The following is a 16,187-nucleotide window of genomic DNA, read 5'->3' as shown; positions in this document are numbered from 1 at the left end:
GACTAGCTCGTGTTGTGTACTAGTAAACTGGATTGCGTTAGGTTCGTCAAGTACTTTATGGCATACTCTTTAAAAATTATTATCTTGCTAAGATGAAAAGGGAGAAGCGATGACCGAAGTGCTATCTGATTTAAGAGTGATTTATGATTTGCACAGCCACACTACCGCGTCAGATGGCGAGCTTTCACCAGAAGAATTGGTTGATAGAGCGATAGAGCGTCAGATTAATGTCTTAGCGATTACCGATCACGATACAACGGCGGCGATTACTCCTGCTAATGATTATATTGCAGAAAAAAATCTGCCTCTTACCCTGATATCAGGTGTCGAAATATCGACTTTGTGGGAGAATATAGAAATCCATATTGTTGGATTGAATATTGATATCAACCATAACGCAATGAAGGCGCTCCTTTCGTCACAAAGCCAATGTCGTGAAACACGTGCGATAATGATAGGTGAGCGATTAGAAAAAGCAGGTATTGCAAATGCATTTGAAGGGGCAAAAGCCTTAGCGCATGGTGGACAAGTTACACGAGGTCATTTTGCCCGTTTTCTCGTGAATGAAGGGCATGTAGCCTCGGTTAATAAAGTGTTTAAACGTTATTTAGCGAAAGGTAAAACTGGCTATGTACCACCACAGTGGTGTTCAATAGGTGACGCTGTCACGGCAATTCATAAAGCTGGTGGGGTCGCAGTATTAGCGCATCCGGGACGATATGGTCTATCCTCTAAATGGTTAAAACGATTAACGCTTTATTTTAAACAACTCGGTGGTGACGCAATCGAAGTGGCACAATGCCAACAACCACCACAAGAACGGGAACAACACGCGGCATTAGCGCAACTTTATGGGTTAAAAGCTTCGTTAGGTTCTGATTTTCATCGCCCTTGCTCGTGGATAGAATTGGGGCGTAATTTATGGTTACCCAGTGGCGTCGAACCCGTTTGGTCGCTATGGCAAGAGTAACATTAGAAATTCGTTGAGGGATGTATGAGCCAACTTTTTTATATTCACCCTGATAATCCGCAGGCTCGTTTAATTGAACAAAGTGCTGATATTTTACGCAAAGGCGGTGTGGTGATTTATCCAACAGACTCTGGCTATGCTATTGGCTGTTGTTTAGAAAATAAAGATGCAATGACGCGAATTTGTCGTATTCGCCAATTAGATAAAAACCACAATTTCACACTGATGTGCCGTGATTTGTCCGAAATCGCTAACTACGCTTATGTTGATAATGTGGTATTTCGCTTAATAAAAAATAATACCCCAGGTAATTACACCTTTATCTTAAAAGCAACTAAAGATGTACCAAAGCGCTTGATGAATGATAAACGTAAAACTATAGGTTTGCGTGTTCCTTCTAACCCAATTGCTCTGGCATTGTTAGAAAATATTGGTGAGCCATTAATGTCAACAAGCCTAATTTTACCAGGCAATGATTTTGCAGAATCTGATCCGGAAGAAATCGAAGATTTATTAAGCAAACAAGTTGATTTGGTGATACACGGTGGTTACTTAGGGCAAAAACCGACAACGGTCATTGATTTAACGGAAGATACCCCAGTTATCGTGCGTGAAGGTACGGGTGATATTACGCCATTTCAGTAAGTGATTTGGTTGATTAAACTAAATTGGGAGTAAATGACTCGATAGTGAAGAAATTTATCACGAGATAAAGAGATAAAAGGTGAAGGGATCTATCGCTTGTGTTAAATTTATACATTGCGATAAAAATCATGGTGTCTGTTTTTGAAATCGGTTATACCAACGCGCATTTTAAGCGCTAAGCACAGTAACTTGATAAGCAGACAAATGGTTAAGCTGTCATTATAGTTTTGCCAACATCGTTTTATCGGCACTATTTATCACAATGTTGATGTGAAAAATCATCAACATTGTTCACTATTGAATCAATAAGCCTGTGTTTATTTCTTATTTTAATAAACATGGGTTATTTTTATTTAATTGATTTTTAAAAAATAATTCTATTTTTATGACGCCTGTGAAGGCGACACATGAGGTTGTTTCATGAGCGATAAATCGCAACGCACTGAAAAATTACAAAAAATCCTTGCTCGTTCTGGTCACGGTTCTCGCCGTGAAATTGAAGGTTATCTTCAAGAAGGACGTATCAGCATTGATGGCACAAAAGCGAAATTAGGTGATCGTATTGATGTCACCACTACAGCAAAAATCCGCTTAGATGGCCGCATTCTAAATATTCGTGAAGCACAAAAAGATGTTTGTCGTGTGCTTGCTTATTACAAGCCTGAAGGTGAACTGTGTACTCGCAGTGATCCACAAGGTCGCCCGACTGTTTTCCAACGCCTTCCTCGCCTTAACAGTGCTCGCTGGATTGCAGTGGGTCGTCTTGATGTAAATACCAGTGGATTACTGTTATTTACAACAGATGGTGAATTAGCTAACCGTTTAATGCACCCTAGCCGTGAAGTTGAGCGTGAATACGCAGTACGTGTTTTTGGTGAAATTGATGATGCCAAAATTCGTCAGTTAACACGTGGTGTACAATTAGAAGATGGTCCTGCTTCATTCCGCTCTGTTTCTTATCGTGGTGGTGAAGGGATTAACCAATGGTATAACGTTTCTCTTACCGAAGGACGTAACCGTGAAGTTCGTCGTATGTGGGAAGCGGTTGGTGTACAAGTTAGCCGCCTTATTCGTGTTCGTTATGGTGATATTGATTTACCGAAAGGCTTACCACGTGGTGGTTGGGTTGAACTTGGATTAGATCAAATCAACTATTTACGTCAGTTAGTTGAATTAAACGACGAAACAGTAACAAAAGTTGCAGTAGAAAAAGATCAGCGTCGCATCAAGGCGAATCAGATCCGTCGTGCTGTTAAGCGTCATACTAAGGTTTCAGCACGTACTTCAACATCACCTGCTAAAAGAGCGTCAAGCCGTCGCCAGTCGGCAGGAAACAAAAAGTAATTAGCGAATAATTATTTATTATTTTAAATTAAAATATCATTTTTCATAAAGAAGCACCCATTGAATAGGGTGCTTCTTTTTTTTGATAGCTTTCTTTTTTCTATAAATGAAACTATGATGCACGGATTAATGAGATGAGAAGTCATTTTTATTAAAATAATATTTTATTTGTATATTTTACGATAAGGTATACGCGATATATGCATCGTTCTTTTTATTTAACAACAATGTTATGTGCGACTACTCTTACTACGGGTTGTGAGCCAACGATTAATTCAAACTCACAGTCTGGCGTGTTTTATATTAGTAACAATAAAACAACACCGTTAGTCTTTCAAATTGATAATAACTCTTTTTGGCTTAATACCGGTGAAGTGAAAGAAATAAAATTAGAAAATGGGAAGCATGTATTAGTTGATGCTGATGGAGAGAAGAAAACCTTTATGATTTATCCTGGTAATCATGGCGGGATAATTAATCCATCTAGGGAAATCTACTATAGTTTTACTTCTATTTTTTCTCCTAAAGAAGACAGTGAGCATTTGTACTTAACAATGCGTTCCGTTTGGATTGATGGCCAGCTTGTACATGGTGCTATTAATAGCTCTGATGCTATGTTTATTGATAATAATGTTTTCCGCTGTGAAATCCCATTAAATGAACCTATCCCAACTTATTTACCTGATTGGAGTAATAAGGGCGTGGTAAATGTATTAACTAAGTGTTTTTCCCAATCTGAATTTCAAGATTTTATATCAAGAAAGCCATATGGTATTCATGTTTATTCAGGACGTAATTTATTAGAAGCTCATAAAGAAAAAGATAAATACAATTGGATAAATGATGAAAATACGCGAACAGATGATTTTATTCCGACATTGAGTCATATTGAGTTTAATAATGGTGAAATGCTGAAAGAAGCTAAAAGTATTTATAAAGTAACCAATTCCTATTTAGCTTCACGTGATCCGAATGAAAAGCAAAATTACTATAATGAATATCATTTCCATATAATGGCAATGGCTGTAGTTTATAGCCAGCAAATACAGAATGATATATTCGATGATAAAGACGCTTACTTTAAACTGATAAATGAAACAGGGCGTATATTTGGTGCTGGTATATTAAGTGAGCCCGCTTTAATATAAATAATTATTCATTTTTATATAATTGAAAAGGTGATAAGGGATTATTACCAATCTATGCCTTTTTGTGCTTTTATTCCGCTATCAAAAGCATGTTTAATAGGACGCATTTCTGTCACAGTATCTGCTAACTCGATTAATTTTCTATGGCAGCCTCTTCCAGTGATAATGACATTTTGATGAGAAGGACGAGAGCTAATAGCTGAAATAACCTCATCTAATGGCAAATAGTTAAAGCTAATCATATAGGTAATTTCATCGAGAATAACAAGGTCATATTCTGGATTATTAAGCAGTTTGAGTGCATATTGCCAAGTATTTAAACAAGCGGCTGTATCTGCACTTTTATCTTGCGTTTCCCAAGTGAATCCCGTTTCCATCACATAGAAAGGTACGCCAAATTGTTCCAGTAGGTTACGTTCACCGTTTTCCCAAGTTCCTTTAATAAATTGCACAACACCGACCTTTTTTTGATGACCTACTGCACGGGTCGCTGTACCCATAGCTGCGGTTGTTTTTCCTTTACCATTACCAGTAAAAATCATCACAATACCCTGTTCTCGTTGAGCTTGCTCAATTCGGGTATCTACTTTTTCTTTTAAACGTTGTTGACGTTTTTGGTGTTGTGCATCATTCATTGGACTACCTCAAACTTAGATTATGTTATTCAGCAGGACCTGCTTTGCGACCAGGTTGTGCATCTAAAGATTGTCCTTTTACATCAATACTGTCATCACTCATCAAATAGAGATATAACGGCATCAAATCTTTAGGTGTTTTTAGTTTTTGTGAATTTTCATCAGGGAATGCACTCGCTCTCATTGCTGTACGAGTACCACCAGGATTGATGCAGTTAATACGTAAAGTACTTTCGTTATATTCTTCATTCAGTACCTGCATAAAGCCTTCTGTTGCGAATTTAGATACAGAGTAAGCTCCCCAACCATAACGACCTTGGCGACCCACACTGGATGTCGTGAGGATAAGACTCGCATGAGGCGCTTTAAGCATCAATGGCAACAGAGCTTTTGTGAGCATAAATGTCGCATTAACGTTGACTTGCATAACGTCATGCCAAAGGTTGCTTGGTTGATTAATGATAGGCTCAACAACACCTAATAAACCGGCATTTTGTAATACGCCATCAAGATGAGGGAAGCGTTTAACGAGAGTATCCGCAAATTGCTGAAAATCGTTCTCTGTCGCTGTAAGTAGATCAAGTGGATATAACATAGGTTGTTGACCACCTGAAGTGATGATCTCTTCTTGAACATCCTCAAGTTTTGATAGAGTACGGCCTAATAAGATAAGTGTTGCGCCGTATTGCGCATAAGTTAGTGCGGCTTCTTTTCCTATGCCATCACCGGCACCCGTTACTAGAATAATTTTATCTTTTAGCACGCTATGATCGGGTTGATATTGCAACATATTGATATCCTGTCTAGTAAAAAGTAAATAAAGTGTAACGTCTTATTTGTCTAGCGACCAGTTTAGTCTGATTTTTTGTTTACAATTTATGGCTGTTTTCTTTATGGTATTAAACATAATCATGCCTTTGTTGCTGGCGCTAAAGCAGAATTTCGTTAAACTAGGCGTATTGGTTTGAGTCAGTGTTATTAACCTTAAAAAGAGGTCTTTGTGGAGTATATTTTGCAATATGGGCTGTTTTTAGCAGAAATTGTCACTGTTGTTGTGGCGATTATCGCTATCGTGTTGTTTTTCGTCGTGATTGGAAATAAAAAGCAAAATCGTAAAGGAACATTAAAAGTTACTGATCTTGCTGAAGCCTATGAAGAAAAACAGCGCGTTATGCAACAAGCGAAAATGGACGATGCTGAATTAAAAGTTTGGTATAAAGCGTTTAAAAAACAGCAGAAAAAAGAGAATAAACAGAGTAAAAACAATGCAAAAGAAGGTAAAAAAGGCGTTGTGAAACCTTGTTTATATGTGCTTGATTTTAACGGTAGTATGGATGCCCATGAAGTGGGTGCATTACGTGAAGAAATCAGTGCCATTCTTTCTGTTGCACAATCGGGTGATAAAGTATTACTGCGTTTAGAAAGTCCGGGTGGCATGGTTCATGGTTATGGATTAGCAGCAGCTCAGTTAACACGTTTAAAAGAAAAGGGCATTAAACTGACTGCGGTTGTCGATAAAGTGGCTGCCAGCGGAGGATATATGATGGCATGTGTAGCAGATAAAATTGTTGCTGCACCATTTGCGATTATTGGCTCGATTGGTGTTGTAGCCCAAATCCCTAATATTCACCGTTTACTCAAGAAAAATGATATTGATGTTGAGTTACATACTGCTGGCGAATATAAACGCACATTGACCTTATTAGGCGAAAATACCGAAGAAGGACGTGAGAAATTTAAGCAAGATTTAAATGAAACACATCTGTTATTTAAATCATTTGTGCATAAATATCGCCCTCAACTTGATATTGATAGTGTTGCAACTGGTGAGTATTGGTATGGTTCAGAAGCACTAAACAGAGGCTTAATTGATGAAGTTGGTGTGAGTGATGATTGGTTGATCAATCATATTAATGATTTTGAAGTCCTCTCGGTTCAATATGTTACCAAGAAGAAAATGGTCGAACGTGTTACAGGCGGTGCAATGGAAAGCATTGATAAACTAATGATGCGTTGGGTACAGAGAAGTAAAAAACCGCTGCTATAACCCAATAAGTACGCCATAAATGATATCAGCAATAGGGTTATTGCTGATATCATCTTTCCTGACCTATCACTAATCCCAACTCTTTCCAATAAATATTCTAATCTTTTATTTTAAAAGCTTTTATTTCGATAAGACAAAAAAAAGCCAGTGAAAAATTCACTGGCAATCAAAGAAATAATTGATATTGCTTATAACAACAACAGGGTAAATATTTCCTCTTTCTAGGAGGCTTCAATATAGCCGCAAATAGAAAATAAAAATAATTGATATTACTGATTGTATTGATAGGTAAGTGTAATCGTGAGTTGAGATGTGACAGAAAATCCGCATTACGTTCGAGTTGAATTTTTATTCTTTATTTTTGTTTAATTATGCCAGTTATTGATATCTGAATGAATGCAATAACTGGCAAGCAAAGTCTCTTTTTTGTTATTGATAAAGAGTAAATCAATTTACTTTAGTGATTAAACAAAAATAATCACGAAGGTTATTTATTCTAAATGGTATTTATCAGATAACACATGAGCTAAATGCTTAAACATATTGAATGCCGCTGTGCTTTTTGCAGTAGGTAAACCTTGCTCATCTAAAAAAAATTCGCCTTTAAATACGAGGACATTACCTTTCTGTTCAACCGAATCAGCACGCATGCCGTGTATATAATCTTCATGTTCACATATGATTTTATTCGCTTTTTCAAGTAGCATCTCTGTTGTAATCGGTGTAGTTTGTGTTGACATAATATGTGCTCCTTAGAAAAATAATTTGTTGCGCCTCACTTTTTATCAGGTAGAGTGTGGCATTTTTAAAAGCTTAGCTACTCTATATGTAGCAAACAATGATTTGCCTGTACCCGATCAAAGCGATGAGGTGATTAAAATACCTCAAAAAAAGTCACGAGTTTTGAGCTCGAACAAAAGCTTTGAATAAAAACAGGTTGATATATTGCAAAACTAACGCAATATAAAAAAGAGATTTTAAACATTTTTTTAGTTGAGGGTATTAAACGATACCGTCATAACAAAGTTTAATTAGGTAAAGGTAATTATGGGTAAAGCTCTTGTTATCGTGGAGTCCCCGGCTAAAGCCAAAACGATCAATAAATATCTTGGCAATGACTACGTAGTTAAATCTAGCGTGGGTCACATTCGTGATTTGCCAAAGAGTGGTTCTGGCAGCCAGAAGAGCGAAAACTCATCCGCCACGAAAGGCGTGAAAAAAGTTAAAAAGGATGAGAAATCAGCCTTAGTCAGCCGTATGGGAGTTGATCCCTATAATGGATGGAATGCGAATTATCAAATTCTACCCGGCAAAGAAAAAGTTGTGGCTGAACTAAAAGCATTGGCTGAGAAAGCTGATCATGTCTATCTCGCAACGGACCTTGACCGCGAAGGAGAAGCTATCGCGTGGCATTTACGCGAAGTTATCGGCGGTGATGATGAACGGTTTAGTCGAGTGGTTTTTAACGAAATCACTAAAAATGCCATTACACAAGCTTTCCAAACTCCGGGTGAGTTAAATATAGATCGCGTTAACGCGCAACAAGCACGTCGCTTTATGGATCGTGTTGTGGGCTATATGGTTTCGCCTTTACTTTGGAAAAAAGTTGCTCGCGGATTATCTGCGGGTCGAGTGCAATCAGTTGCTGTGCGTCTTTTAGTTGAACGTGAGCGTGAAATTAAAGCCTTTGTTCCTGAAGAATATTGGCAATTACATGCATCGCTGTTAACGCCTGATGAACAGCCATTGCGTATGGAAGTCACGCATTATAATGACAAAGCCTTCAACCCTGTTTCATCTGATGAGACTCAGGTTGCGGTTAAAGCATTACAGAATACGACCTTCACGGTAAAAGATCGTGAAGATAGACCAACATCCAGCAAGCCAAGCGCACCGCTTATCACATCAACCTTACAGCAAGCGGCAAGTACGCGTTTAAGCTTTGGTGTGAAAAAGACAATGATGCTAGCTCAGCGCCTTTATGAAGCAGGTTATATAACCTATATGCGTACTGACTCGACTAACTTAAGTCAGGATGCAATTCAAATGGCGCGTGATTATATCAATGAGAATTTTGGTGCCAAGTATTTGCCGAAAGAGCCAAACGTTTATTCGAGCAAAGAAAACTCTCAAGAAGCGCACGAAGCTATCCGTCCTTCTGACATCAACGTTATCGCAGAATCTTTAAAAGATATGGATAACGATGCCAAACGTTTATATCAACTGATTTGGAATCAATTTGTTGCTTGTCAAATGACACCAGCAAAATACGATTCGACCACATTAACAGTCGAATCAGGTGATTATAAACTACGTGCTAAAGGTCGTACTTTACGTTTTGCAGGTTGGACGAAAGTCATGCCAGCGATGCGTAATAAAGATGAAGATAAAACCTTACCAGCCGTTGATGTAGGGGCAAAACTGGCTTTAGCTGAGTTAGAACCCACTCAACACTTTACTAAGCCACCAGCACGTTTTAGCGAAGCGACTTTAGTTAAAGAATTAGAAAAACGCGGTATCGGTCGTCCTTCAACATATGCATCTATCATCTCCACTATTCAAGATCGTGGTTATGTGAAAGTTGAAAACCGTCGTTTTTATGCAGAAAAAATGGGTGAAATTGTAACCGATCGCTTAGAAGAGAATTTTAGCGATTTAATGAATTACGATTTTACTGCGCAAATGGAAGATCACCTCGACCATGTTGCTAATAATGAAGAAAATTGGAAAGCGGTATTAGATGCATTCTTCACCGATTTTAGTCAGCAATTAGATGTCGCTGAAAAAGATCCTGAAGAGGGCGGAATGCGACCAAATCCAATGGTTATTACGTCAATTGAGTGTCCAACTTGTTCTCGACATATGGGAATTAGAACGGCGACAACAGGCGTATTCTTAGGATGTTCAGGCTATGCATTACCGCCTAAAGAGCGTTGTAAGCAAACCATTAACCTTATCCCTGAAGATGAATTATTAAATATTCTTGAAGGGGAAGATGCAGAAACTAACGCATTACGTGCTCGTCGTCGTTGCCCGAAATGTGGTACTGCAATGGACAGTTACCTGATTGATACTCATCGCAAATTACATGTTTGTGGTAATAACCCTGCATGTGATGGTTATGAAGTTGAAGAAGGTGAATTCCGCTTAAAAGGTTATGAAGGTCCAGTTATTGAGTGCGATAAATGTGGATCTGAAATGCACCTGAAAATGGGGCGTTTTGGTAAATACATGGGTTGTACAAATGATGATTGTAAAAACACCCGTAAGATCTTAAAAAGCGGTGAAATTGCACCACCGAAGGAAGATCCCGTTCCACTTCCTGAATTGCTATGCGAAAAATCAGACGCTTACTTTGTCTTACGAGACGGGGCTGCGGGTGTCTTCTTGGCTGCAAACACGTTCCCTAAATCAAGAGAAACGCGGGCGCCAAAAGTAGAAGAGCTGGTTCGCTTTAAAGACCGTTTAGCAGAGAAGATGCGCTATTTAGCAGAAGCTCCGGTGACTGATCCTGAAGGAAACCCAACGATTGTGCGTTTTAGTCGTAAAACAAAACAGCAATATGTTTCTTCAGAGAAAGACGGTAAGGCAACAGGTTGGTCTGCGTTTTATGTCGATGGAAAATGGGTTGAAAAAACCAAATAACATTGGCATTGCGTGATACATAAAAAAGCGACTAATGAGAGTTAGTCGCTTTTTTGTATTAAGAAGGTATGCTAATTAAATACACTGAAACAGTATTAATGGTTAATTTCTATTTGTCTGATATTTTACCTTGCTAATAATAAGACGGAGATACTATGAAACTGATGCCTTTGTTACTATCTGGCTTACTCTTTACTTCTGTGGCAAGTGCTGCAACGTTAGATGTGACATTAAAAGAAGCCTTACCGACAGGTGATGGCAACGATATTGGTGTTGTCACTATCACTGAAACTGATTATGGGCTGTTATTTACGCCAAAACTCACTGGATTAACTCCGGGTATTCATGGTTTTCATATTCATGCTAATGGTTCTTGTGAGCCGGATATGAAAGATGGCAAACCTGTACCTGCTTTAAAAGCAGGTGGTCATTTAGATCCTGAAAAAGTCGGTGTTCACTTGGGGCCTTATAATAAAGATGGGCATTTAGGTGATTTACCAGGATTAGTTGTCAATGATAAAGGTGTTGCTGATTACGCAGTATTAGCGCCAAAACTCACTAAGCTTGAGCAAGTGAAAGACAAAGCAATTATGGTACATGTGGGTGGCGATAACTATTCTGATGATCCTGCTGCTCTTGGCGGTGGTGGTGCAAGAATGGCGTGTGGTGTGATTAAATAATTTAGTGCCAATATTATGAAATAAAAGCTGACAAATAACGTCGGCTTTTTTTATGCTTGTTTATAGCTTATAACTATTCGATATAACAAAATCTAAATAACGCTATTAATTACGTTAGACCGAAATGAAATAAGTGATATAGTGGTTATATATTACATCTTTATTATTCTTTTTAGTTATATGAATATAAATAGAATAACGGAATAATAAGTCTTTTGTTGAAGGGATAGCCTCTCCATGAAATTACAACAGTTGCGTTATATCGTTGAAGTGGTGAATAACGATTTAAATGTTTCAACCACGGCAGAGCGTTTGTATACATCTCAACCGGGAATAAGTAAACAAATTCGCATGTTAGAAGATGAACTAGGTATACAAATATTTTCTCGCAGTGGTAAGCATCTAACGCATGTGACACCTGCGGGTGAAGAAATTGTAAGGCTGTCTAGAGAAATCTTATCAAAAACAGAAGCTATTCGATCTGCTGCCGGTGAACACACTTATCCAGATAGAGGCTCATTATCAATTGCAACAACTCATACGCAAGCTCGTTATGTATTACCCCCAGTAATAAAAGGTTTTATTGAGCGCTATCCTGATGTTTCACTGCATATGAACCAAGGATCGCCAACACAAATTGCTGAAGATGTATGCAGAGGTAAAAGTGATTTTGCTATCGCGACAGAATCACTGCATCTCTATAACGATTTAGTGATGTTACCTTGCTATCGTTGGAACCGTATTGTAGTGGTTTCAAAAGATCATCCACTGGCACAAAAACGAGAAGTAACGTTAAAAGAGCTTGCGGGCTACGATATCGTCACCTATACCCAAGGTTTTACTGGGCGTTCTGATCTTGATGATGCTTTCGGTAAAGTAGGGTTAAAACCTAAAATCGTTTTCACTGCAACCGATGCGGATGTCATTAAAACTTATGTGAGGCTGCATTTAGGTATTGGTGTGATTGCCAGTATGGCATTTGATCCTGTACTTGATAGCGATTTAGTCGCGATTGATATGCGTGATAAATTTAGTTATAGCACCACTAAAATTGCATTCCGTCGTAGTGGTTTCTTACGTGGTTATATGTATGATTTTATGTGGCGTTTTGCTCCTCATCTTACACGTAATTTGATTGAACAAGCGGTTGCATTGCGAACTAACGAAGAAATTGAAGAGTTATTTAAAGATATCGAATTACCTTTAGTGTAATACTGAAAGGCGGGTGATCCCCGCCTTCAAGCGTGTTCATAAACCTAATTTCTGCTATTACTCATTTCAAATAAAAGTCCCCACTAAAAAAAGCATCTGATTTGGCAATACTTAACTGACGATACTTATTTAAAAAATCATAAAATTGCTGATTAATTAGCGGATCATCAAGTGCGCTAGCATCAAATACAGAGGTAATAGTGGTATACTCTAAAGAGAGGGTAAATTTACGACCTATACAACTAGCGAGTAGCATTTTCGCTGATTGATAAGAAAAACGTAGACTCAAAATTTTCAGCTTTGGTACAAAAATAAGATGATTATTATGATTGAGTATCTCCGTGATCCCCGCAATAGTTATCGTTTGATAGCTATCTAATGATTTTCGTAAACCGACTTCTATTTTTTGTCCTTGGGTACGTAAAAAATCAATAAATTCTCCAAGTGCGGGTGATGTGGCATTGATTGCAGCGCCTAGTAATAACTGAATAAATGCTTGAGCAACGGAAAAATCAAAGGTTTGCTTATGAAGTTTTTTTGTTTCGATTTTATTGTGCCCTAGAAGGGGCAAATGGTTGAGGGTATCTAACCAATGTTCGGGGCGATAATAGGCTTCATTATCCTCTTTTTTTAATGCAGCAAGATGGTTTGCCATAATAGAAATGAGTCCAATTTGAATATTTTTAAGTTGTGACATTCTTTCTATTTCGGAAGGCTCAAAAGGTTTTGGTGATGCGATGATAAATTGTACTAAACCTTCGGCATCTTTTATATTTTGAGAATGTAATGCATTCATCGATAAGGTTTGCGGAAAAGGCGGTGTAACAGGCTCCGCAAAATAGCGATCGGCATTCATAATATTTTTTAGTAAATCAGATTGTTTGTTATTCATAAATATTATCCTTACACAGTTATACCTCTCCCATTAAAGTCTAATTAAGTGAAAATTCAGAGACTAAAATTTATTAACATCATGACAGCCATAACATTGTGTTAACAAATTGTGTGGTCTTTAAGCGAAATTCAACGTTATATGATATGTTTAATAAATAACCTTACCTATTTTGATAGTTTAAACATGCTGTCAGTATAAAAATAAGAAGGAGAAGCTATGTCGTTACGTTTGAAAAAAGAGAGCCATTCCACGCTCTTAGTCGGATCTCAAGAATATGAGTACTACCGTCTTTCAGAAATTGCCCGCCAATTAGGCGATATTACCCGTCTTCCTAAGTCTCTGAAGGTGTTACTAGAAAACTTAGTGCGTTATCTCGACAATGAAACTGTTGTTGAAGAGGATATTAAGGCGTTAGTTGAGTGGCAAAAAACAGCACATGCATCACGTGAAATTGCTTATCGACCTGCAAGGGTGCTTATGCAAGATTTTACCGGTGTGCCTGCGGTCGTTGATTTAGCCGCTATGCGTGAAGCAGTGAAATCTTTGGGTGGGAAGGTGGATAAAGTCAATCCACTATCACCTGTTGATTTAGTTATTGACCACTCTGTTATGGTTGATGAATATGCCAGTAAAAATGCGTTTGCTGAAAACGTGGAAATTGAAATGGAGCGTAACTATGAACGTTACCTTTTCTTACGTTGGGGGCAGCAATCCTTTGAACGCTTTCGTGTCGTGCCACCGGGTACCGGAATTTGCCATCAGGTAAACCTTGAGTACTTAGGCAAAGCTATTTGGTCTGAAGTGCAAAATGGGCGTCATGTGGCTTATCCTGACACCTTAGTTGGCACAGATTCTCATACCACAATGATTAACGGTCTTGGTGTTCTAGGTTGGGGTGTAGGAGGCATTGAAGCAGAAGCCGCAATGTTAGGTCAACCTATCTCCATGTTAATTCCTGATGTTGTTGGCTTTAAACTAACAGGAAAATTACGCGAAGGGATCACCGCAACTGATCTGGTTTTAACCGTCACACAGATGTTACGCGCTCATGGTGTGGTGGGTAAATTTGTAGAATTCTACGGAGATGGTCTAGCGTCATTACCTTTAGCTGATCGTGCAACAATAGCTAATATGTCACCAGAGTATGGTGCGACCTGTGGATTCTTCCCGATAGATGATATCACTCTTGATTATTTGCGTTTAACAGGACGTGAAGAACAGGAAATAGCACTAGTTGAAGCTTACAGCAAAGAGCAAGGTTTATGGCGACATACAGGTGATGAGCCTATCTTTACGTCAACTTTATCGTTAGATATGGGAACCGTTGAAGCAAGCCTCGCTGGGCCTAAACGTCCTCAAGATAGAGTTAATCTACCGAGTGTACCAAAAGCATTTAAAGCAGCAGTAGAGCTTGAAACTAATAAGAAACCACTGTCACACTTCCCTCAAGTAAAAATTGATGATTATCCTGCGTTTGAATTAACTGATGGTGCTGTCGTTATTGCGGCGATCACATCATGTACCAACACATCAAACCCTAATGTTTTAATGGCAGCCGGATTATTGGCTAAAAATGCGGTAGAAAAAGGATTACAGCGTAAACCTTGGGTTAAGTCTTCTTTGGCTCCGGGCTCTAAAGTGGTCACAGATTATCTTAATCTAGCAGGATTAACCCCTTATCTTGATGAGTTAGGGTTTAATCTTGTGGGATATGGTTGCACAACATGTATTGGTAACTCTGGGCCTTTATTAGCACCGATTGAAAGTGCAATTAAGGATAATGACTTAACTATTGCGGCTGTGTTATCCGGTAACCGTAACTTTGAAGGTCGAATACACCCCTTAGTGAAAACCAACTGGTTAGCATCACCGCCTTTAGTGGTTGCTTATGCTTTATCAGGCAATATGAATATCGATCTCACTAAAGAGCCATTAGGTAAAGATAAACAGGGCAATCCCGTCTATTTAAAAGATATTTGGCCTGATAGTAAAGCGATTGCTGATGCTGTTGAGAAAGTTAAAACAGAAATGTTCCATAAAGAGTACTCCGCTGTGTTTGAAGGTGATGCGACATGGAAATCACTGAAAACACAAGATACACCTGTCTATGATTGGCAACCAGATTCTACCTATATTCGACATCCGCCTTTCTTTGAAGGAATGTCAAAAACGCCTGCTCCAATTAAAGATATTCATCAAGCCAGCATTTTGGCTATTTTGGGTGATTCAGTGACAACTGATCATATCTCGCCTGCGGGTAATATTAAGGCGGATAGTCCAGCGGGGCGTTATTTGCGTGAGCACGGTGTTGAGCCGAAAGATTTTAACTCTTATGGCTCAAGACGCGGTAATCATGAAGTTATGATGCGAGGTACATTTGCCAATATTCGTATTCGTAACGAAATGGTGCCGGGAGTAGAAGGTGGTTTTACCAAGCATATTCCAACGGGAGAAACACTGGCTATTTACGATGCCTCAATGCGTTACCAACAAGAAAATACGCCATTGGCGATTATTGCTGGTAGTGAATATGGTTCAGGCTCTAGCCGAGATTGGGCGGCAAAAGGAACACGTTTATTAGGTGTGCGAGTCGTTATTGCAGGCTCTTTTGAGCGTATTCACCGTTCTAACTTGATTGGTATGGGGGTTTTACCTTTAGAATTTCCTAAAGGAGTAACTCGTCAAACATTAGGTTTAAAAGGTGATGAGAAAATTGAGATCACAGGGCTTAATGCATTAACACCGAGCCAAGATGTCGCAGTTAATATTACTTTCGCAGATAATCACACTGAAACTATTATGGCGCGTTGTCGTATTGATACTCAAACTGAATTAGCCTATTTCCAACACGGTGGCATATTGCATTATGTTATTCGTAATATGCTTTAATTAGGTTTAGCTGTAATCAAACGCCTCATTATAAAAATGGGGTGTTTTTGTTTTTATGGAATATTATTTATCAGGTT

General features: G+C 38.5%; 13 protein-coding genes. 9 read left to right on the top strand and 4 right to left on the bottom strand.

The genetic code is table 11. The features are described from left to right. The first annotated feature begins 109 nt into the window (after positions 1–109). The 4 genes from AB4J89_RS04690 to AB4J89_RS04675 all read left to right on the top strand — a co-directional run bounded on the left by AB4J89_RS04690 (position 110) and on the right by AB4J89_RS04675 (position 4,107). Entirely contained in the window at positions 110–970 is an 861-nt protein-coding gene (locus tag AB4J89_RS04690) for a PHP domain-containing protein (protein ID WP_311754755.1), read from the top strand. A 24-nt stretch (positions 971–994) separates the two neighbouring features. Then, entirely contained in the window at positions 995–1,615 is a 621-nt protein-coding gene (locus AB4J89_RS04685; protein WP_023582284.1) for an L-threonylcarbamoyladenylate synthase, read from the top strand. A 420-nt stretch (positions 1,616–2,035) separates the two neighbouring features. Then, positions 2,036–2,959, top strand: a complete 924-nt coding sequence (gene rluB / locus AB4J89_RS04680) for a 23S rRNA pseudouridine(2605) synthase RluB (RefSeq protein ID WP_088495702.1) — start codon at positions 2,036–2,038, stop codon at positions 2,957–2,959. Between the two features lie 200 nt (positions 2,960–3,159). After that, positions 3,160–4,107: a hypothetical protein gene (locus AB4J89_RS04675; RefSeq protein ID WP_349473395.1), complete on the top strand. Its 948-nt coding sequence runs from the start codon at positions 3,160–3,162 to the stop codon at positions 4,105–4,107. 44 nt (positions 4,108–4,151) lie between these two features. On the opposite strand, the gene cobO is transcribed toward AB4J89_RS04675, so the two are convergent. Together cobO and AB4J89_RS04665 are read right to left on the bottom strand one after the other, a co-directional pair. Next, positions 4,152–4,742: a cob(I)yrinic acid a,c-diamide adenosyltransferase gene (cobO, locus tag AB4J89_RS04670; RefSeq protein WP_098943002.1), complete on the bottom strand. Its 591-nt coding sequence runs from the start codon at positions 4,740–4,742 to the stop codon at positions 4,152–4,154. A 25-nt stretch (positions 4,743–4,767) separates the two neighbouring features. Next, on the bottom strand, positions 4,768–5,529 hold the full coding sequence (locus AB4J89_RS04665) for a YciK family oxidoreductase (RefSeq protein ID WP_171455364.1): 762 nt from the start codon (positions 5,527–5,529) through the stop codon (positions 4,768–4,770). Between the two features lie 213 nt (positions 5,530–5,742). Between AB4J89_RS04665 and sohB the strand changes: the two genes are divergently transcribed. Then, the gene (gene sohB, locus AB4J89_RS04660) at positions 5,743–6,789 is read left to right on the top strand and encodes a protease SohB (RefSeq protein WP_368468291.1); all 1,047 of its coding nucleotides are present in this window, start codon (positions 5,743–5,745) and stop codon (positions 6,787–6,789) included. Positions 6,790–7,280: 491 nt separating this feature from the next. Here sohB and AB4J89_RS04655 read toward each other — a convergent pair whose 3' ends face one another. Continuing rightward, positions 7,281–7,529 (bottom strand): YciN family protein, encoded by a 249-nt coding sequence (locus AB4J89_RS04655; RefSeq protein ID WP_088495697.1) that lies wholly within the window; start codon positions 7,527–7,529, stop codon positions 7,281–7,283. 307 nt (positions 7,530–7,836) lie between these two features. On the opposite strand from AB4J89_RS04655, the gene topA reads away from it, so the two are divergent. The 3 genes from topA (at position 7,837) to cysB (ending at position 12,326) form a co-directional block, all read left to right on the top strand. After that, the gene (topA, locus tag AB4J89_RS04650) at positions 7,837–10,434 is read left to right on the top strand and encodes a type I DNA topoisomerase (protein ID WP_368468289.1); all 2,598 of its coding nucleotides are present in this window, start codon (positions 7,837–7,839) and stop codon (positions 10,432–10,434) included. Between the two features lie 155 nt (positions 10,435–10,589). Next, the gene (gene sodC / locus AB4J89_RS04645) at positions 10,590–11,114 is read left to right on the top strand and encodes a superoxide dismutase family protein (RefSeq protein WP_088495695.1); all 525 of its coding nucleotides are present in this window, start codon (positions 10,590–10,592) and stop codon (positions 11,112–11,114) included. A 237-nt stretch (positions 11,115–11,351) separates the two neighbouring features. Next, the gene (cysB, locus tag AB4J89_RS04640) at positions 11,352–12,326 is read left to right on the top strand and encodes an HTH-type transcriptional regulator CysB (RefSeq protein WP_075672088.1); all 975 of its coding nucleotides are present in this window, start codon (positions 11,352–11,354) and stop codon (positions 12,324–12,326) included. A gap of 61 nt (positions 12,327–12,387) precedes the next feature. Here cysB and AB4J89_RS04635 read toward each other — a convergent pair whose 3' ends face one another. After that, positions 12,388–13,218: a hypothetical protein gene (locus AB4J89_RS04635; RefSeq protein ID WP_088495694.1), complete on the bottom strand. Its 831-nt coding sequence runs from the start codon at positions 13,216–13,218 to the stop codon at positions 12,388–12,390. A 219-nt stretch (positions 13,219–13,437) separates the two neighbouring features. Here AB4J89_RS04635 and acnA point away from each other — a divergent pair, with 219 nt between their 5' ends. Next, positions 13,438–16,110: an aconitate hydratase AcnA gene (gene acnA, locus AB4J89_RS04630; protein ID WP_311754757.1), complete on the top strand. Its 2,673-nt coding sequence runs from the start codon at positions 13,438–13,440 to the stop codon at positions 16,108–16,110. Positions 16,111–16,187: the final 77 nt, after the last annotated feature.

This window comes from Proteus sp. STS61-E (genome assembly GCF_040932335.1).
In the GTDB taxonomy this organism is placed as follows: Bacteria; Pseudomonadota; Gammaproteobacteria; order Enterobacterales; family Enterobacteriaceae; genus Proteus; species Proteus mirabilis_B.
This window is presented reverse-complemented; position numbering and strand designations above follow the sequence as displayed.